Annotated in this window: 18 protein-coding genes; 10 read left to right on the top strand and 8 right to left on the bottom strand. The window is 71.1% G+C overall.

Going from position 1 to position 18,561, the window contains the following annotated elements; translation table 11 throughout:
- Positions 1 to 86: 86 nt before the first annotated feature.
- Entirely contained in the window at positions 87 to 878 is a 792-nt protein-coding gene (gene proC, locus IEY70_RS00375) for a pyrroline-5-carboxylate reductase (protein WP_189063001.1), read from the bottom strand.
- A gap of 192 nt (positions 879 to 1,070) precedes the next feature.
- On the bottom strand, positions 1,071 to 3,440 hold the full coding sequence (locus tag IEY70_RS00370; protein ID WP_229777546.1) for an HD-GYP domain-containing protein: 2,370 nt from the start codon (positions 3,438 to 3,440) through the stop codon (positions 1,071 to 1,073).
- Between the two features lie 229 nt (positions 3,441 to 3,669).
- On the opposite strand from IEY70_RS00370, the gene IEY70_RS00365 reads away from it, so the two are divergent.
- Together IEY70_RS00365 and IEY70_RS00360 are read left to right on the top strand one after the other, a co-directional pair.
- The gene (locus IEY70_RS00365) at positions 3,670 to 4,479 is read left to right on the top strand and encodes a 50S ribosomal protein L11 methyltransferase (protein WP_189062999.1); all 810 of its coding nucleotides are present in this window, start codon (positions 3,670 to 3,672) and stop codon (positions 4,477 to 4,479) included.
- Positions 4,476 to 5,210 carry a 16S rRNA (uracil(1498)-N(3))-methyltransferase gene (locus tag IEY70_RS00360; RefSeq protein WP_189062998.1) on the top strand — a complete coding sequence of 245 codons (735 nt, stop codon included), beginning with the start codon at positions 4,476 to 4,478 and terminating at the stop codon, positions 5,208 to 5,210. Before IEY70_RS00365 ends, IEY70_RS00360 begins: the two co-directional genes overlap by 4 nt.
- A 39-nt stretch (positions 5,211 to 5,249) precedes the next feature.
- Here IEY70_RS00360 and recO read toward each other — a convergent pair whose 3' ends face one another.
- Complete coding sequence (recO, locus tag IEY70_RS00355; protein ID WP_189062997.1) at positions 5,250 to 5,987, bottom strand: DNA repair protein RecO; 738 nt, start codon at positions 5,985 to 5,987, stop codon at positions 5,250 to 5,252.
- 131 nt (positions 5,988 to 6,118) lie between these two features.
- Between recO and IEY70_RS00350 the strand changes: the two genes are divergently transcribed.
- Both IEY70_RS00350 and IEY70_RS00345 read left to right on the top strand, forming a co-directional pair.
- Positions 6,119 to 6,547 (top strand): hypothetical protein, encoded by a 429-nt coding sequence (locus tag IEY70_RS00350; protein WP_189062996.1) that lies wholly within the window; start codon positions 6,119 to 6,121, stop codon positions 6,545 to 6,547.
- Between the two features lie 129 nt (positions 6,548 to 6,676).
- Positions 6,677 to 7,687: a GNAT family N-acetyltransferase gene (locus IEY70_RS00345; RefSeq protein WP_229777511.1), complete on the top strand. Its 1,011-nt coding sequence runs from the start codon at positions 6,677 to 6,679 to the stop codon at positions 7,685 to 7,687.
- A 22-nt stretch (positions 7,688 to 7,709) separates the two neighbouring features.
- Here the strand turns inward: IEY70_RS00345 and queA are convergent, their stop codons facing one another.
- Together queA and IEY70_RS00335 are read right to left on the bottom strand one after the other, a co-directional pair.
- Positions 7,710 to 8,852, bottom strand: coding sequence for a tRNA preQ1(34) S-adenosylmethionine ribosyltransferase-isomerase QueA (gene queA, locus IEY70_RS00340; RefSeq protein ID WP_189063256.1), 1,143 nt, complete (start codon positions 8,850 to 8,852; stop codon positions 7,710 to 7,712).
- 31 nt (positions 8,853 to 8,883) lie between these two features.
- Positions 8,884 to 9,432 carry a LabA-like NYN domain-containing protein gene (locus IEY70_RS00335; protein WP_189062995.1) on the bottom strand — a complete coding sequence of 183 codons (549 nt, stop codon included), beginning with the start codon at positions 9,430 to 9,432 and terminating at the stop codon, positions 8,884 to 8,886.
- Positions 9,433 to 9,645: 213 nt separating this feature from the next.
- Here IEY70_RS00335 and IEY70_RS00330 point away from each other — a divergent pair, with 213 nt between their 5' ends.
- From IEY70_RS00330 to IEY70_RS00320, 3 genes are all read left to right on the top strand, one after another.
- Positions 9,646 to 10,929 (top strand): aspartate aminotransferase type Ic, encoded by a 1,284-nt coding sequence (locus IEY70_RS00330; protein WP_189062994.1) that lies wholly within the window; start codon positions 9,646 to 9,648, stop codon positions 10,927 to 10,929.
- Between the two features lie 104 nt (positions 10,930 to 11,033).
- A complete protein-coding gene (locus IEY70_RS00325; protein WP_189062993.1) occupies positions 11,034 to 11,543 on the top strand; it encodes a MarR family winged helix-turn-helix transcriptional regulator in 510 nt (169 codons plus the stop codon).
- Between the two features lie 251 nt (positions 11,544 to 11,794).
- Positions 11,795 to 13,453 (top strand): VOC family protein, encoded by a 1,659-nt coding sequence (locus IEY70_RS00320; RefSeq protein ID WP_189062992.1) that lies wholly within the window; start codon positions 11,795 to 11,797, stop codon positions 13,451 to 13,453.
- Positions 13,454 to 13,516: 63 nt separating this feature from the next.
- Here IEY70_RS00320 and IEY70_RS00315 read toward each other — a convergent pair whose 3' ends face one another.
- The 3 genes from IEY70_RS00315 to lepB form a co-directional block, all read right to left on the bottom strand.
- On the bottom strand, positions 13,517 to 14,260 hold the full coding sequence (locus tag IEY70_RS00315; protein ID WP_189062991.1) for a DUF2259 domain-containing protein: 744 nt from the start codon (positions 14,258 to 14,260) through the stop codon (positions 13,517 to 13,519).
- A 64-nt stretch (positions 14,261 to 14,324) separates the two neighbouring features.
- Positions 14,325 to 14,888 carry a hypothetical protein gene (locus IEY70_RS00310; RefSeq protein ID WP_229777510.1) on the bottom strand — a complete coding sequence of 188 codons (564 nt, stop codon included), beginning with the start codon at positions 14,886 to 14,888 and terminating at the stop codon, positions 14,325 to 14,327.
- A 69-nt stretch (positions 14,889 to 14,957) separates the two neighbouring features.
- Complete coding sequence (lepB, locus tag IEY70_RS00305) at positions 14,958 to 15,563, bottom strand: signal peptidase I (protein ID WP_229777509.1); 606 nt, start codon at positions 15,561 to 15,563, stop codon at positions 14,958 to 14,960.
- 147 nt (positions 15,564 to 15,710) lie between these two features.
- On the opposite strand from lepB, the gene IEY70_RS00300 reads away from it, so the two are divergent.
- The 3 genes from IEY70_RS00300 (at position 15,711) to IEY70_RS00290 (ending at position 18,521) form a co-directional block, all read left to right on the top strand.
- The gene (locus tag IEY70_RS00300) at positions 15,711 to 16,055 is read left to right on the top strand and encodes an FKBP-type peptidyl-prolyl cis-trans isomerase (RefSeq protein WP_229777508.1); all 345 of its coding nucleotides are present in this window, start codon (positions 15,711 to 15,713) and stop codon (positions 16,053 to 16,055) included.
- A 330-nt stretch (positions 16,056 to 16,385) separates the two neighbouring features.
- Positions 16,386 to 17,135, top strand: a complete 750-nt coding sequence (locus IEY70_RS00295; protein ID WP_229777545.1) for a DeoR/GlpR family DNA-binding transcription regulator — start codon at positions 16,386 to 16,388, stop codon at positions 17,133 to 17,135.
- Between the two features lie 117 nt (positions 17,136 to 17,252).
- Positions 17,253 to 18,521: an ABC transporter substrate-binding protein gene (locus IEY70_RS00290; RefSeq protein ID WP_189062989.1), complete on the top strand. Its 1,269-nt coding sequence runs from the start codon at positions 17,253 to 17,255 to the stop codon at positions 18,519 to 18,521.
- Positions 18,522 to 18,561 lie beyond the last annotated feature (40 nt).

Genomic DNA, 18,561 nt, shown 5'->3' with positions numbered 1-18,561 from the left:
CTCTTCCCTGCCCGTGCGGCGACCTGCCAGCCTGCTTCACCGGTCGAACGGAACGTGCCGCCCACTCGACCGGCGTTCCCACCGACCTACTCCTGATCCTTGCCCAGCTCGTTGCCGCGCCGGGTGGCCTGCACCACCGCTTCCATCAGGGCGCCGCGCACCCCGGCCTTCTCCAGCGCCGCCAGTCCCGCGATGGTCGTGCCGCCGGGACTGGCGACCTCGTCTTTCAGCAGGCCCGGATGCGCCCGCAGTTGCAGCAGCTCGCCGGTCGAGACGAGCAGCTTGGCGGCCAGTTCGTTCGCCAGGGGGCGCGGCAGGCCCATGCGCACGCCGCCGTCGGCCAGCGCCTCGGCGACCACGGCCACGTACGCCGGGCCGCTGGCACTCATGCCGGTAAAGGCGTTGAACAGGTGCTCGGGCAGCTCGTAGGCGTCCCCGACCGCCGCGAACAGCGTGCGCGCGAACGCCAGGTCGCCCGCGTCGGTCGCCTCGCGCGGGCCGGTGATGGCCGTCTGACTACGCCCGATGGTCGCCGCGAGGTTCGGCATGACCCGCACCACCCGGCGCGTGCCCAGGCGGCGGGTCAGGGCCGCCACGCTGACCCCGGCCATGGTGCTGATGTACCCGGTGTTCTCCTGCGCCAGCCAGTCGGCGGCCTCCAGGAACACGCGCGGTTGCAGGCTCACCAGGATGCGGTCGGTGCCCGGCAGGTCGGCGGGCGTGACGACCTGCGCGCCGGTGCGTTCGGCGATCTCGGTCACGCGGGCCGTGTTCAGGTCCAGCAGCCCGATCTCGGACGGGGGAATCACGCCGCGCGAGGTCACGCCCTCCAGCAGGGCCAGTCCGAGTTTCCCAACGCCAACGATCACGAGCTTCATGCGGGTCAGTATAGGTGCGCGCCTGCCGACGCCCGCCCGCCGGACGCGCATTTGTGCAGACGGCCCGCGCCTGCGCAGGCACCGGATTGCCCGCTCCATGTCCGGAGGGGCGCCTTGCTCCCACTCGCATCCGCTCGGACCCAGCGGTCTTTGCGGCCCACTTGACCGGAGTCCGTATTCCAGCGGCGAGCGTTACAGCAGCGCGTCGTCGAACGGTTCAGGCAGGACCGGCAGCGCCGCGCGGCTGGCCATCAGGTCCATGAACGCCTGCACCAGCGCCGGGTCCAGGTGCGTTCCGGCCATGCGCCGCAACTCCTGCAGGCTGTCGTGCGGGGACCAGGGCGCTTTGTAGGACCGCTCGCTGGTCAGGGCGTCGAAGATGTCCACCACCGCGAACAGGCGGGCCAGCAGCGGAATGCGGTGTCCGCTCAGGCCGTCCGGGTACCCCTGGCCGTCCCAGCGTTCATGGTGATGCCGGACCACCTGAAGGACCTCGGGCGGCACGAGGCCCTGCTCGCGCAGCAGCGTCTCGCCGATGGTCACGTGCTGACGCATCCACTGCCGCTCGGCGCTGCTCAGCAGGCCCTGCTTGTGCAGCACGTCGTCCGGAATGGCGATCTTGCCCAGGTCGTGCAGGTACGCGCCCCAGCGCAGGTGCGCCAGTTGCGTGCTGGTCAGGTCCAGCGCCTGCCCGAGTTGCAGCGCCAGTTCGGTCACGCGGTCGGTGTGGCCCTTGGTCTCGTAACTGCGGTACTCCAGCACGCGCCCCAGCACCCGGAAGGTCTTCTCGCGCACGTGCGCGAGGTCACGCAGGGACCGCTGCCGCTCGCTGGCCCGGCCGACCTCGGTCGCCAGGACGTTCAGCAGCGGCGCCACCTGCGGCGCGGGCGGTTCGGGGCGGTGCAGTAGCGCCAGAACGCCGCTGACGTGCCCGGCGTACACGACCGGCGTGACGCTCAGGAACACCGGGCCGTCCTGGGCGGGGTCCGGCAGGTCCAGCGCCTGCTGGCGCGGCTCGGCGGCCCGCGCGGCGCCCAGCATCACCTCCTGCGCCTGCGGCGTCCAGAGGTCGTCCACCGCTCCGGCCGAGGCGGTCAGGTCCGAGGCGCTGAACGCCGTCCCAGCGGGCATCCCGGCGGGCGGCAGGCCGAGCGGCGGCAGGGTCAGCAGCGCCCCGGCGTGCGCGCCGCTGGTCTCCAGCAGGTGGTGCAGGCCACGCCCGGCGATCTGCGACGGCACCTGACTGTCACCGACACTGTCGAGCACGCTGATCAGGGTGGGTGACAGGGTGGCCTGATGGGCGCGGCGTTCCAGGCCGCGCGGACCGGCCGCGTGGATCGGGTCGCGGGCGGCGGCGCGCAGCACGTCCCAGGTCAGTTCGGCCGTGTCCGACAGCCACGGTTGCGGGCAGCGGTGCATCTGGAACACCCACGCCACCTGCGGCAGCGAACCGCTGTTCAGTGGCAGCATCAGCGTGCGGGTCAGGCCGTCCGGGTCGAGGTCCAGCAGCAGCGGCGAGCAGTGGTCGACCGGGCTGCCGCTCGCGGCGCTGGTCACGCCCGACGGGCCGCTCAGCAGCGGCGGTCGCAGGTAGCGTTGCGCGGCGTGCAGGCCGGACCAGTCGAGGTTCCCGGCGCTCAGCAGCGGCCCGCCCCGCAGCGAGATCAGGGCCGCGCCGTCGGCCCGCACGAGGCGCATGGCGGCCTGCAGGGTCGCCTCGGGCAGCGCGTGACCGTCGCGCAGCAGTTGCGTGGCGCGTTGCAGGTCCGCGCCCAGCCGCGCCGAACGGGTCTGGCGCAGCGCGGCCGTGTGGGTGTTCGCGGCGTGCGCCGCCACGAACAGCGCCTGCGCCGCCGCGTGCGCGTCGGGTCCCGGCGCGGCGCGCAGCCACAGGCGGCCCAGGGTGGCCTGCGGCGGCCCGATCAGCAGGGCGTGCCCGCCACCCACCGACGGGTCCGGGGCTGTCAGGCCTGGCCTGGACTGGGCCGGGTCGGGTCGGGCCGGGGCGGGGTGGATAGGGTCGGGCAGGGTCAGGTCGAACAGTTCGTGCCCGTCGCTCAGTTGCGCGCGTTGCACCCCCGCGCGTGCCAGGAACGACCGGGCGCGGGTCAGCGCCTGCCCCGGCGTCAAGGTCAGGCAGGGCAGCAGGTCGCCCGGCAGGTCGGCCGGTTGCATCAGGTGCAGGTGCGGGTCGGCCGGGCGCGTCAGGGGCGGGTCGGGCCGGTCGGACCAGTCCAGCCGCAGGACCTGCGTGGGGCCGCCGCCGGGCGTGGCGGGCCGCAGGGTGGCGCGCGTCCCGGCCCGCCGGATGCCGGGCAGCCGCACCGGCAGTTCCGGCGGGCGGCGCAGGGTCACGGTTTCACCCCACGAGGCCCGGTGCAGGTCCAGCACCCCGGCGGCCAGCAGCCACACCTGCGCGGCGTGGCGCGCGGCGGCGGGGGCGGCCGGGTCGACTTGCAGGGTCGTGTCGCCCCGCAGGGTCAGGCGCAGCGAGGTGACCGGCGCGCACCCTGGCTGCTGGCCGGGTTGCGGCACCGTGTTGTGCTGCGCCGTGTTCTGCACCGTTCCCAAGCCTCCCGGACCGATCCACCCGCCGGGGGTGCGTCGTGCAGGCAGTCTAAGCCGCGCACCCGTGGATGTGAAGGACTTCATATTGATGCCGCCGGGGGTGGGGGGGTGGGTCCCACCCGGCCCGCGCGGGTCAGGCCGGGTTGCCTGCCGGGCTGTTTGACGTGCTGAGCGAAGAAAACAGGCGTTCCCGGCGGCGGCGCGGCGGGGTACACTTCAGGGCATGCTGGTCTACCACCTTCCCGGAACGTTCGAAACGCGCGAGGCTCACCTCGACCTGCTGTGGGAGGCCGGCGCGACCGGCCTGGAGGAACGCGCCGGCCTGATCCGCGCGTACTTCGACGAGCAGACCGACCTGCCGGCCGACATCCGCGACGGCGAGTGGCGCGACGAGGCCGATCAGGACTGGCAGGCGGAATTCAAGGCGAACCTGCGGCCCGTTCAGGCCGGGCGCGTGACCATCGTGCCGCCGTGGCTGCGCGCCGAGGTGCCGTCCACCCAGGTGCCGCTGATCATCGAGCCGGGCATGGCCTTCGGGACCGGGCACCACGCGACGACCCGCATGGCCGTCGAGGCACTCTCGGCGCTGAACCTGGACGGGCAGACGGTGCTGGACGTGGGCACCGGCAGCGGCGTGCTGGCCATCGCGGCGGCGCTGCTGGACGCCCGTTACGCGCTGGGCGTGGATATCGACCCGGTCACCATCCCGATTGCCACGGAGAACGCGGAGCAGAACGGCGTTCCGGCGGGCCGCGCGGCGTTCATGGTGGGCACGCTGGGCGACGACCTGCCGGGCGACGTGGTCACGGACGGCGTGTTCGACGTGCTGGTCGCCAACCTGTACGCGGAACTGCATGACCTGCTCTCCGGTTCGTACGTGGGCCACCTGCGCGCGGGCGGGCCGCTGATCCTGACCGGCATCCTGGTCAGCAAACTGCCGCTGGTTCACGAGGCGCTGGACCGCGAGGGCTTCACGGACGTGCAGGTGCGAACCGACGGCGACTGGGCGCTCGTGACCGCCCGCAACGCATGAGCCCCGACCAACCCCATGCCGACCAGTCCCGTGCCGACCTGCCCCGCCACCGGGTGCGGGTCCCGTCCCTGTCGGCAGTCATGACGCTGGGGCCGGGCGAGGCGCGGCACCTGCACGTCCTGCGCCTGCGGGCCGGGGACGCCCTGCGCGTGTTCGACGGTCAGGGCGCCGAGGCGCTGGCCACCCTGACCGAACTGGAGGAAGCCCGCGCCACGCTGCACCTGGGCGAGGCCATCGAGACGCACCTGGAAACGCCGCACCCGGTCACGCTGGCCGTGGCCCTGCTGAAGGGCGACAAGCTGAGCGACGTGGTGCGCGCCGCCACGGAACTCGGCGTGAGTGCCGTGCAACTGACCGTCACGGCCCGCGCGGACGCCCGCGAGATCGGCGCGCAGAAACTCGAACGCCTGAACCGCGTGGCGCAGGAGGCCGCCAAGCAGTCGCGCCGCAACGTGATTCCGCCCGTGCTGGCCCCCGTTCCGCTGGGGAACGTGCCGCTGACCGGGCAGGTGTTCGTCGCGCAGCCCGGCTCGAACACCCGCCTGACCGACGTGCTCGACTGGTCGGCGCCCGTGACCCTGATCACCGGCCCGGAAGGCGGCCTGACCGACGCCGAGGTCGCGCGGCTGGTGGCGGGCGGCGCGCACGCGGTCACGCTGGGGCCGCGCATCCTGCGGGCCGAGACGGCGCCGGTCGCGCTGCTGGGTGCCATCGCCGCACTGGGGTTGTAGAACTGGGGTTGTAGAGATGGGGGCTGGGCCTGTAGGCCGTTACGGCGTGGGCGCCGCCTGCACGTGCGGCACGAGTTGTCGCCAGGACTGCACGTTCCCGATCTGCACGGTCACGAAGCGTTCCAGCGCCCGCCACAGCGCGGGCCGCTGCGAGGCGGGCAGCGGGGCGTCCATGCTGGCGCGCACGGTACGGCGAACAGCGCCGCGCAGGAAGTCCAGCGAGTCCGGCGGGTAGGCGGGCAGCGCGGCGCAGTCACGGCACAGCAGTTGCCCGCCCAGCGGGTCCGGGTGCGCCGGTTCGGGCGCGCGGCAGCGGGCGCAGTGGGCGGTCTGCGGAACGAATCCGGCCAGGGCCAGCAGTTTGTAACTCATGACCAGCGCCACCCATTCCGGGTCCGGCTGGTGCGCCACGCCGCGCAGCGCGCCCGCGAACAGCTCGAAGGCCTGCTCGCTGAACTCGCCTTCCTGGAACAGCGCGTCGGCGAATTCGGCCATCAGGTGCGCGAAGGCGTAGCGTTCCGGCTGCGCCAGGGTGGGCAGCGCGCCCTCCAGCACGGCCTGCTGCACGCTGGCAAGGTCGTTCTGCGGTCCCTGGTACACCTGCACGTGCACGTGGTGGAACAGGTTCAGGCGGCTGGCCAGCGGGCCGCGCACCCCGCCGCGCGCCACGGCCTTCAGTTTGCCCTGCGGGGTCAGCAGCGACAGCAGGATATCCCCGGCGGGCGTCACGCGGCGGCGGATGACGATGCCGCTGCGGTTGGCGGTGCGGGACCTCAAGGGCGCTGCCTGCGTGGTGGGGTGATGCGGGGCAGGAGGCAGGTCACAGCGTGCAGTTTACTGCGCCTGCGCAGGCGGCCCTGTGCCCGTTTCCACTTTGCTGCGCGGCGTTCCCCCCTACACTGGGCAGGATGAACGACCCGCACCACAAGGGCGCGCCCGCGCGGGCGCACGACGTCAGGGACCTGCTGCGGGAACTGTTCCCCGAAACGCACCGTGAGCTGTTCGGCGAGCAGGACGCCGCCCGGCCCGCCGCGCCCACGCTGGGCCTGTACCCGGTCGCGGACGGCCGACTGGCGCTGGTGCACGGCGAGCAACTGGCCGAGTTCACGCCGCTGGACCCGAAGACGCGCGGCGCACTGCACTGCGACCTGTGCCATTACACCCGCAGTCGCAGCGAGGCGGCGCTGTACCGCGTGAACGTCGCGGCGCGGCGCACGCGGTACGTGACGCTGTGCACCGCCACCGAGGGATGTCAGAAACGGGCGGGCACGCGCGGGCTGGAGTCCCTGGCGGACCGCATCTTCCCCATCGAGCCGATCGGTCCCGGCGATCACTGATGGCAGTGACCGGCCCAGTGGCCGGACCGCTACCCTGCTGAACGCGCCCTGCTGAACGTCCTGTGCTACTGAATACACTGCGCTGAATTGCGGTTGCGCGGGGCGCGGGCGTGTGATCTGCTGCACCCCATGAGCGAGAACACCCCGCTGCCTTCCACGCAGGAAACCCCCGCCGACCTGTCGTTTCGTGACCTGGGAACCGCCGGGTACGCGGCCCTGCTGACGCTGGCGCACCCGGAGAAACCCACGGACGCCGTGAACCTGGAGCGGCTGGCGGCGGGGCGACTGCCGGGCGAGCATCACTCGCAGCGCGGGGCGTTCCTGGGCGGCGCACTGGTCGGGGCGGTGCAGACGGGCGTGCCGGGCATGGACAACCATGGCGGGTGGCTGGACCTGACGGTCACGCTGCACCCGGAGTACCGGCGCGGCGCGCTGGCCGACGCGCTGGTCGAATACGGCCTGGAGGTGCTGCGCGCGGCGGGCGCGCGGGTGGCCGTCACGCGCCTGCGGGAGGGCTGGTGGGAGACCGGGCACCTGCTACGGCGCGGCTGGGCCGAGCATGACCGCATGTGGATGAACACCCTGGACCTGCGTACCCTGGATTTCGCGGCGTTCGCCGCCGAGGAGGCCCGCGCACTGGCGAGCGGCGTGCGGATCGTGTCGCTGGCCGACCTGACCGCCCCCGGCGCGGACCCCTGGGACACGCAGCCCCGCGAGCATTACGACCTGATCCGCGCCCTGCTGACCGACGTGCCCAGCGCGACGCCCGTGCAGGTCTGGCCGTTCGAGGTCTGGCGGATGCGGATGCCGCAGCGCGAACTGGACCCGCGCGGCCTGATGATCGCCGTCGCCCCGGACGGCAGGTGGGTGGGCACCAGTCAGCTGGCGCAGACGCTGCCGGCGCAGCCGGGCCACCTGCACAACGGCCTGACCGGCGTGCGCCGCGAGTGGCGCGGCCACGGGCTGGGCCTCGCCCTGAAACTCGCGGCGGCCCGCGCGGCCCTGGCACGCGGCTTCACGCACTCGCACACCGGGAATCACACCGGGAACGCGCCCATGCTGGCCATCAACGACCGCCTGGGCTTCACGCGCGAGGCGGCCATGGTCACCCTGAGGCGGGCCGTGGAGGGTGGTCAGTAGGAAGGCGAGGCGGCGCCCGCCTTCAGCGCGTCCCGCCGCCTGCCGCCTGCATTCCGCGCACGTTCGTCAGCAGCATGGCGTCGCCCAGCGAGTAGAAGCGGTACTCGCCGTGCAGGGCGGCGTCGTAGGCGGCCCGGATGCGGTCCTCTCCGGCGAAGGCCGCCACGAGCAGCAGCAGGGTGCTGCCGGGCAGGTGCAGGTTGGTGATCAGCAGGTCCGGGACGTTCACGGGCGTGCCGGGCGTGATGAAGATGCGGGTGTCGCCCTCGCCCGCGCGGACCTGCGTGCCGTCCCAGGCGCTTTCCAGGGTGCGGACGGTGGTGGTGCCGACCGCGATCACGCGCCGTCCGTCGGCGCGGGCGCGGTTGATGGCCTGCGCCGCCTCGGGTGTCACGGAGTAGCGTTCGGCGTGCATGGTGTGCTCGGCGACGGGTCCGGTGACGGGTTTGAAGGTCCCGGCCCCGACGTGCAGGGTGACGGTGGTGCGTTCCACCCCGGCGGCGTCCAGTGCCGCGAGCAGGTCCGGCGTGAAGTGCAGTCCGGCGGTGGGGGCGGCCACGCTGCCGGGCGCGCGGGCGTACACGGTCTGGTAGCGTTCCCGCCACGTGTCGTCACTGCTGCCGGGGTCGATGTACGGCGGGAGCGGCAGGCGGCCGATATTGTCCAGGTGGGGTTTGATGTCCCGGTCGAACGCCAGGATGCGGGCGCCGTCTTCCAGTTGTCCGACCACGCGGGCGCGCTGTCGGTGCTCGCCGTCACCCAGCCACAGTTCGTTCCCGGCGCGGCGGGCGGGTTTCAGGTACGCGCTCCACAGGTGCGGGCCGTGTTCGGCGCTCAGGTCCGGGAGGTCCTCCTCGCGCAGCAGCAGGACCTCGACCTGTCCGCCTCCGTGCCCAGCGGCGTCCACGGGTTTGCGGGCCATGACGCGCGCCGGGATGACGCGGCTCTCGTTGAACACCAGCAGGTCGCCGGGGCGCAGCAGGCCCGGCAGGTCCCGGAACACGTGGTGCGTGACGGCCTGCCCCACGACCATCAGGCGGGAGGCGTCGCGGGGTTCCGCGCCGGTCTGCGCGATGCGTTCGGGCGGCAGGTCGAAGTTCAGGCGGGCCAGCGTCGCGTCGGCGTGCGCGGCCTGCTCGGCGCTCAGGGTGGTGACGGGCGACATGCTGCCGGGCTGCGGTGCGTCTGGCACGGCCTTACTCCTCGGTCTTGCTGGCCTTGGGCGTACGCGCAGGCATCAGGCCACCCTCGATGTCGGGCAGGTGCGTGAAGCGGTCGGCGGCGTCGATGAGTTTCTGCGCGGTGTGCTCGCGGAACGCGATGACCTCCACCCGCTTGCCGCGCTCCTGAAGCACCTCGACGATGTCGGTGTAATCGCCGTCGCCGCTGCCCAGCACGATGATGTCCATGGAGTCCATCATGCGGACCATGTCGGCCACGATGCCCATGTCCCAGTTGCCCTCGTAGATGGCCTTGCCGCCGTCGGTGACGTGGTGCAGCGTGAGGTTCATGCGCCGCACCTTGAAGCCCAGCGTGGACAGCTTGTAGATGAACGGGCGGGCGGTCGCCTCGTTCTCGCGCTCCACGGTGTAACTGATGGCGTGCACGAGTTCGCGTTCGTGCGTGGCGACGTTCAGGATCGTCTCGAAGTTCACGGTGCGTTCCAGCAGGTCACGGGCCGAGTGGTAGAGGTTCTGGGTGTCGATGAACACCCCGACGCGCGGACGGTGGACGATGTACTGCATTGGGTCTCTCCTGTTGGGCAGAACTGAAAATGGGTGAGGATGCAAAAGGGAACGCTCCGGGCCGCGATGGTCGGGTCGTGACGGGTGGGCCGTGACGGTCCGGGCGCCAGAAGTGTAACACCCGGCCGCGCCGCAGACCTCTCCCGCCCCCATACCGGAAGCTGACCGCACAAGCGGGGCACCCTGGCCCGCGCGGGCCGTTACCCTGGGGGCATGACGAGCGACACGGTGGGAACAGGAGCGGGAACGGGACTGGAACGGGCGCGCGCGGCCTACGAGGCGGTGCGGGCGCAGGGCCTGAAACTGAACATGCAGCGCGGGCAGCCCGCCGACGCGGACTTCGACCTGAGCAACGCCCTGCTGGGCGCGCTGGGCGAGAACGACACGCACATGGACGGCCTGGACCTGCGCAACTACCCCGGCGGCGTGGCGGGCCTGCCGTCCGCGCGGGCGCTGTTCGGCGCGTACCTGGACCTGAAACCCGAGAACATGATCGTGTGGAACAACGCCAGCCTGGAACTGCAGGGCTACGTGCTGACGTTCGCGCTGCTGCACGGCCTGCGCGGCGGGAAGCCCTGGGCGGGTCAGTCGCCGAAGATGATCGTCACGACGCCCGGCTACGACCGACACTTCCTGCTGCTGGAAACGCTGGGCTTCGAGCTGCTGACCGTGGACATGCAGCCCGACGGGCCGGACGTGGACGCCATCGAACGGCTCGCGGCGGCCGACCCGTCCGTGAAGGGCGTGCTGTTCGTGCCGACGTACTCGAACCCCGGCGGCGAGACCATCAGCGCCGAGAAGGCCCGCCGCCTGACCTCGCTGAAGGCGGCCGCGCCGGACTTCACGGTCTTCGCGGACGACGCGTACCGCGTGCATCACCTGTCGCCGGACCCGGCGGCGCAGGACAAGCCGGTGAACCTCGTGACGCTCTCCCGTGACGGGGGCTTCCCGGACCGGGCGTTCGTGTTCGCCAGCACCAGCAAGGTCACGTTCGCCGGGGCGGGCCTGGGCTTCCTGGGCAGCAGCGAGGACAACGTGAAGTGGCTCTCGAAGTACCTGAACGCGCAGAGCATCGGCCCGAACAAGGTCGAGCAGGCGCGGCACGTGAAGTTCCTGCGTGATTACCCGGGCGGGCTGGAGGGCCTGATGGCGGCGCACGCGGCGCTGATCGAACCGAAGTTCCGCGCGGTGAACGAGGTCCTGAGCGAGGAACTCGGCACGGACGGCACGTTCGCCACCTGGAAGAATCCGCGCGGCGGGTACTTCATCAGCCTCGATACGGCCGAGCCGGTCGCGGACCGCGTGGTCGCCCTGGCCGACGCGGCGGGCGTGAGCCTGACCCCGGCGGGCGCCACGTACCCCGGCGGGAAGGACCCGCACAACAGCAACATCCGCCTCGCGCCGACCCGCCCGCCGGTCGAGGAAGTCTACGTGGCGATGCGCGCCGTGGCCGCCTGCATCCGCCTGGCGACCGAGGAGTACCGCGCGCGCAGCTGACGTGAACGCCGACCCTGCGCGACCCTGAACGCGCCGCCCCCGGTCCACACGCGACCGGGGGCGTTTACTTGACTTCATGAGGACTCGCGGCGAGCATGTGCGTCATGCCTAACCGTTACGCTGGCTCACCCGAGGACCGAGCGGCGTTGGACGCCTACGTGAAACTGTGGCGCGCGTCTCACGCCGTGGAGGTCGCCTCGAACCGGCACCTGGCCGCGCACAACCTGACCATCAGCCAGTTCGGTGTGATCGAGGCGCTGTACCACCTGGGGCCGCTGAGCCAGCGGGAACTGGCCGAGAAGATCCTGCGGTCCAGCGGGAACCTGACCATGGTGATCGACAACCTGGAACGCGACGGACTGGTGCGCCGCGACCGGGACGAGGTGGACCGCCGGATCATGCGGGTCTCCCTGACCCCGGACGGCGAGGCGCTGATCGGGCGGGTCCTGCCGGCCCACGTGGCGGGCATCCGCGAGGTGTTCTCGGTCCTGACGGGCGAGGAACGCGATCAACTGACCAGCCTGTCGAAGAAGCTGGGACTGGCGCTGAGGGAGCGTGAGCAGGCTGAGCCGGTCGGGGCAGGCAGGCGCCGCAACGCACGCGGCAGCGCCTGATACGAACTCGTACGGATTCGCAGAGCTGCGCGGCAGAACGAATGAAAGCAGAGCGGGTTCCGGGTGTGCAGCTGGCAACCCGGAGTCCGGATGACAGGGCAGGACAGGCAGGGTGGGGAGGGGCCGGGAACGGCGGGCGGGTACCTCTCCGCCCGTGCTGTTTGATGGTGCGTGGACGCTGGAGGATCTGCACAGGCACCCCATGTGATCCACATCACTTTTAATAGTTCAATGTTAAGTAATATGGCCCCATGACCTCCTTTTCCCCCGCTCCCGGCACCAGCCCCGTCCAGGGCCTGCACCACCTGACCGTCATGGCCAGCGACCCCCAGCGCAACGTGGACTTCTACACGCAGGTGCTCGGGCAGCGGCTGGTGAAGGTCACCGTGAACTTCGACGACCCCGGCACGTACCACTTCTATTACGGCGACCGGACCGGGCAGCCCGGCACGATCATGACCCACTTCCCCTGGCCCGGCGCGCGGCGCGGCGTGCGCGGCAACGGCGAGGTCGTCGCCCTGGCGTACTCGGTCCCGGCCGCCAGCCACGCCTACTGGCAGGACCGCCTCGCGGGGCACGGCCTGAACCCCACGGCCAGCACCCGCTTCGGGCAGCCGGTCCTGACCTTCGAGGACCCGGACGGCACCTGGATCGAACTGGCCTTCGACGACGGCGTGCCGGTGCAGCCCTGGCCCGCCTCGCCCGTCCCGGCCGACCATGACCTGCGCGGCTTTCACTCCGTGACCGCCTGGGTGCGCGACACGGACGCCGTGCGTCAGCTGCTGGTCGGGCAACTGGGCTTCACGGAGGTCGGCAGCGAACCCGACCCGGAAGGCACCCGCACGCGCTTCCGGGGCAGCGGCGACGGCGTGGGCCTGTTCGTGGACGTCGTGGAACGGCCGGGCCAGCCGCGCGGCACCTTCGGCGCGGGCAGCGTGCACCACGTGGCCCTGCGCACCCGCGACGACGCCGAGCAGGAAGCGTACATGGCATCCCTGAGCGAGGCCGGGTACCGCCCCACCACGGTGCAGGACCGCCAGTACTTCCATTCCATCTACTTCCGCGAACCGAACGGCGTGCTGTTCGAGATCGCCACCGACGCCCCCGGCTTCCCGGACGACGAGGCGGTCGAGGAACTCGGGCGGCACCTGAAACTCCCGGCGTGGTTCGAGCCGCAGCGCGCACAGATCGAGGCGCACGTGCCCCGCATCCTGAACCGCGAGTACGGCGTGACCATCGGCGGACGCGACCTGAACAGCCAGACTGCGCCGGCCGAACCCGAAGCGGACGGGCAGGGCGTGCAGGTCCTGACGGCCGGTCGCCCACTGGCCGACGCGCGGGTGGCGATGGTCCTGCTGCACGGGCGCGGCGGCACGGCGGCCGACATCCTGAGCCTGGAACGCGAATTCAACCTGAGTGCGTTCACGTACCTCGCGCCGCAGGCGGACGGGAACACCTGGTACCCGCAGTCGTTCCTGGCCCCGCTGGCGCAGAACCAGCCGCATTTGGACCGCGCCCTGGCCACCATTGACGCCGTGATGGGCGAACTGGCCGCGCAGGGCATCCCGGCCAGCCGGGTGGTGCTGGGCGGCTTCAGCCAGGGCGCGTGCCTGGCGCTGGAGTACGCCAGCCGCACGTCCGAGCGTCTGGGCGGCGTGGTCGCCTTCAGCGGCGGCCTGATCACCCTCGACCGGACCGGCGACCTGAGCGGCACGCCCGTGTTCATGGGCGTGGACCCCCGCGACGGTCACATTCCCCTGGCCCGTTTCGAGGAGACGGCCGCGAACCTCCGCGCGCGCGGCGCGGACGTGGACGCCCGCGTGATTCCCGGCCTGGGCCACACCATCAACGCGGACGAACTGAACGCCGCCCGCGCCGTCATGCAGGGGATCGCTGGCGCGATGGGTTGATGGTCAAAAGGTGATGGTTGATGGAGGACACCTCTTCTCCATCAACCATCAGCCTTCCACTTTCTACCTGAGGAGCGCAGCGACGAACATCGGCACGGCGTCCGGTCCCTCGAAGCCCGGGATCAGGGCGCGCAGGGTGACCAGCACGCGGTTGCCCTGCACGTCCACGCGTTCGACGGTGTACCCGGCGGCGCAGTTCAGCGGGTGCGTGGCGGGCCCGGCGGGCGTGAGGGGATCGGTATGAACGACCTGTCCGTTCACGCGGAGGCTGAACCCGGCGGGGCGGATGCCGGGCGGCAGCATGTCCGGGTACGAGCAGGGGGCGTTCACGGCGTACACGTTCAGGCGCACGGGGACCGGCACGGTCCAGAGACGCACGGGCGTGATCTGGGTGCGCCCGGCGGTCACGGCGTCCTCCCAGCGGGGGTACGGGACCGGGTACGTGCGGCGGTAGCGGGGCACGCTGGCCGGGCGACCGGTCAGGCCCGCGCTGCGCAGCGTGGCCGGGGTGGAGGGTGTGTTCAGCACGGCGCGCACGGCCTGCGCCTCGCCGCCGTCCGTCACGGTGCCGGCGCGGCCCAGCAGCGTCTGCCCGGTGCGGGTGTTCAGCACGTCCAGCCGGGCGGTGCCGACGCCGCTGCCATCACTCTGCCCGCTCAGGAACGCCATGACCCGCTCGCCACTGGCGCTGAAGCGGACCTCGGTGACGGGCAGGCGTTCGTTGGCGTGCGCGCCGCCGCTCAGGGCGGCCCACAGCGTGAGGGGGACCAGCAGACTGGAACGCGGGCCGGCAGGCAGTCGTCGCATGGGCGTACCGTACACCGCCCGCACTCCACAGTGGGGGTGCGGGCGGCGCGAGGGTGCCTGGCGGTCAGCGGAACTTGACGGAGGCCAGGACCTTGCTGAAGGTCGCGCTGGCGGCCGTGAAGCGCTCGGGCGTGTCGGTCAGCTGGAACGAGTACAGGTTCCTGGCGCCCACCCCGTACCAGACGCGCATGTTCAGTTTGCCCTTGGGGTGCGTGAGGGTGTAGTTGCGTTCCACGCCACTCACGCCGCCGTACCCGACGGTGCGGCTGCTGGTCTGCTTGATGGTCGCCCCGGTGGATTTCACGCCCTGCTCGAACTTGCTGAATTCACTGGCGGGCGTGGGTTTCTCGTTGCCTTTGGGGGTGTACAGCAGGCGCATCAGCGTGGCGGGCGGCGTCTTGGCGGACACGACGCTGACTCCGGCCGCGCCGTCGTTGAAGTTCACGCCCAGCCAGGATTTGGGCAGGCTGACCGTGAACGGCAGGTTCGGTTCGTTGACCGTGACCAGCGTCTGCGCGCCGGCCGGGGCCGCGCCGAGCGTCAGGGCCAGCAGGGCGGAGGCGAGGGCAGAGTGGCCCGCGCGGAACGTGGCCTGCGCGGCGGGGTGGGAGGAACGGGGAACCTTCATGAGGGGCACCGTACCAGCGGAGTATGAGTGCCCCGCGCGGCCCGCGTGAACCGCTGCCCGGCGTACAGGTCAGCGGGGAATCAGGCCGGGGCGGGGCCACAGGCGCAGGTCGGCGGGACCGGCGGCGCCTTGCAGGTCGACCGGGCCGTACGCGCGGCTGTCGAGGCTGCTGCCCAGGCGGCGGTTATCGCCCATGACCCAGACCTTGCCGGGCGGGACGGTCAGTTCCGGCTGGTCGGCCACGAAGCCCTCGCTGGCGTACGATTCCGCCAGCGGGCGGCCGTTCAGGATCAGTTGCCCGTCCCGGATGGCCACGCGGTCCCCGGCGACGGCCAGCACGCGCTTGACGTTGTATGGCCGGTAGCGCAGGCCGTACAGGGTTTCGAAGGCGTAGGGGCTGCTGGCCGGGGCCTTGAAGATCAGCAGGTCGCCCCGGCGCGGGTACGGGGTGGGCAGGCCCCAGGCGCGCAGCCAGCGTGGGTACTTGAGCAGCAGCAGCACGTCCCCGGAATGCAGGGTGTCCAGCATGGAGTCGCCGTCCACGCGGGCCAGGGTGCCGCCGAAGGTGCTCAGCAGGTACACCGGGAGCAGGCCGCCCAGAATCCAGCGGCGCCACGCACCCGCGCCGGGCGGCGGGGCCACTGGGCTGGTCGGGGCGGGGTCGCGTGGGCTCACAGCGAAAGAGGCTAGCACTCCCCCCGGTACGGAGCGTGGGGGGCGGGTGTGAACGGGAGGTCCGGGCGCCGGAGCCGGGCCGACTGTCTTCATGGTCACTTCAGGTGGGGTGGCGGGCGGGGGCGCGGAACCGTTACCCTGTCGCCCATGACTGCTGACGGCATGACGGACGGTTTGAAAGTCGAGAAGTACTTCGAGGGCGGCGGCGCGCCGGCCCAGGCGGGCAAGATGGTGCGCGTGCACTACACCGGCACGCTGGAGAACGGACAGAAGTTCGATTCCAGCCGTGACCGCGGCGAGCCGATCGAGTTCCCGCTGGGCGTGGGCTACGTCATCCAGGGCTGGGATCAGGGCATCGCGCAACTGAACGTGGGCGACAAGGCCAAGCTGACCATTCCGGCCAACCTGGGCTACGGCGCGGCGGGCGTTCCCGGCGTGATTCCCGGCGGCGCGACCCTGATCTTCGACGTGGAGTTGGTGGACGTCCGCTGAGGCGCCCCTGCGTCTGATCTCCCCTGCCTGGCCCCCTGGTTCGTGTGAACCGGGGGGTTTTTCTGTGGCCTGCCTGTGTGTGGGCGGCGCGGATCGTCGGGCGGTGCAGACAGGGCGCCGTGGGCCGGGCGGCGCCGGATTGGGCTGCCCAATTGTGCGGCTGCGGCGTAGAATGTGGGTATTCGGCAACTTGGCGGCAGGTCAGCTCACCCGGCGGGGGTGATCAGGGCCGGGTCATTCTCCTCTGACAGACTCTTGACGGACGCATGAGAAGACCGTAAACTCCGAAAGTATCGAAATCCAGTACATCAGGGGGCCGCCTTGATCGACGTGCGTAGGAGCGAGATTGTCTCGCTCGTGAAACAACATGGCGAACTGCCAGTTACGGAACTTTCGAAACTTCTGGGTGTCTCGGAAGTGACGGTTCGCAGTGACCTGAAAGTTCTGGCCGACGCCGGACAGGTGCGCCGCACCCGTGGCAGCGTCCGCCTGCCCATGGACGTGCGCCGCGAGTCGCCCCTGGAAGAAACCCGGCTGGAACACAGCGCCGCCAAACGCCGCATCGGCCGGGCCGCCGCCGCCCTGATCCGCGACGGCGAGACCGTGTTCATCGACGTGGGCAGCACCACCACCGAGGTCGCCCGCGCCCTCTCCCCCACCCTGCAGGGCGTGACGGTCGTCACCAACGGCCTGAACATCGCGCTGGAACTCGAGCGGCTGCCCGGTGTGCGCGTCATCGTGACCGGCGGCACCCTGCGGCCCCTGCAACACTCGCTGGTCAGCCCCTACGCGCTGGACGTGCTGCGCCACATTCACGCCGACCGCCTGTTCCTGGGCTGCAACGGCGTGCACGCCGAGCACGGCGTCACCAACGCCAACCACGAGGAAGCCGAGATCAAACGCGTGATGGTCGCGCAGTCCCGCGAGATCGTGGTCGTCGCCGACCACAGCAAACTCGGGAAGACCAGCCGCGCCCTGATCGCCCCGACCGACCGCATCAGCACGCTCGTCAGTGACCGCAGCGGCCCCGCGCCGCCCCCCGAGTTACGCCGCGCCATCCCGGAGCTTCATCTCGTGTAGCGCCCCACCCCGACTGCACCACCCCGACTGCACCACCCACTGCGGCCCCCGCGCCGCCTGCCCAACGTCCGCCCCCCGACCCCACGCCACTTCACCCCCCCTTTCCGGAGGATGCACATGAAGAAATTTGCACTGATGACCGCCCTCGCCCTCGCCTCCGCCGCCTCGGCCCAGAGCCTGTCCGGCACCGTCACCGTCTGGTCCTGGGACGCCGCCGCCAAGGCGCTGCAGAGCACCGTCCCCAGCTTCAACAAGAAGTACCCCAACGTGAAGGTCAACGTGGTCGACCTGGGCAACCAGAACGTGTACGACCGCGGCCTGGCCGGCTGCGCCGCCGGTGGCGTGGACATGCCCGACGTGTACTCCATCGAGAACAACGAGGCCGAAGTCTTCTGGGCGCGCTTCCCCAACTGCTTCGTGGACCTGAACACCCTGGGCGCCGACAAGGTCGCCAAGAACTTCCCCGCGTTCAAGTGGACCGAACTGATGGCCGGCAACAAACGCTACGCCATGCCCTGGGATTCCGGCCCCGTCGTGATCTTCTACCGCCGCGACCTGTACCAGCAGGCCGGTGTGAACCCCACCGCCATCAAGACCTGGGACGACTTCATTGCCGCCGGTAAGAAGGTCAACGCCAAGTTCGACGGCAAGGTCAAGATGGGCATCGTCGGCAACGGTCAGGACGACGAGTGGTTCCGCATGCTCGCCAACCAGAACAACTGCTTCTACTTCGACAACGCCGGCACCAGCGTCACCGTCAACAAGCCCGGCTGCGTGGACGCCCTGAACACCGTCAAGAAGCTGTACGACGCGCAGGTCGTGGCGACCGGCGACTGGGGCGGTCAGATCACGTCCTTCAAGTCCGGTAAGAGCGCCAGCGCCATGTTCGGCGCGTGGTACGAGGGCACCATCCGCACGAACGCCCCGGACCAGAAAGGCAAGTGGGGCGTGTACCCCATGCCCGCCAGCAAGCCCGGCGGCGTGCGCGCCGCGAACCTGGGCGGCAGCGCCCTGGCCCTGCCCAGCAGCAGCAAGAACAAGGCCGCCGCGTACGCCTTCATGGAAAACGCCCTGGCCACCACCGGCGGTCAGGTCGCCATGCTCAAGAGCCAGGGTCTGGTTCCCAGCCTGCTCTCGGCCACCAAGGACCCCTACGTGAAGGTTGCCCAGCCGTACTGGGGCAACCAGAAAGTCTGGCAGACCATCCTCGACACGCTGGGCGACGTGCCCCAGGCGCGCGGCACCCAGTACTTCCAGGATGCCCGTCAGGTCATGATCGTGGTGCAGGCCGACTACATTAAGGGCAAGTACAAGACCGCCAAGGAAGCGCTGGATGACGCTGCCAAGAAGATCTCCAGCGCCACCGGCCTGCCTGTCGCCAAGTAAGTAAGTTCAGCGGTCAGGGTGCACGGCGCCTGACCCCGTG

It is taken from the genome of Deinococcus seoulensis, assembly GCF_014648115.1.
GTDB classification, from domain to species: domain Bacteria; phylum Deinococcota; class Deinococci; order Deinococcales; family Deinococcaceae; genus Deinococcus; species Deinococcus seoulensis.
This window is presented reverse-complemented; position numbering and strand designations above follow the sequence as displayed.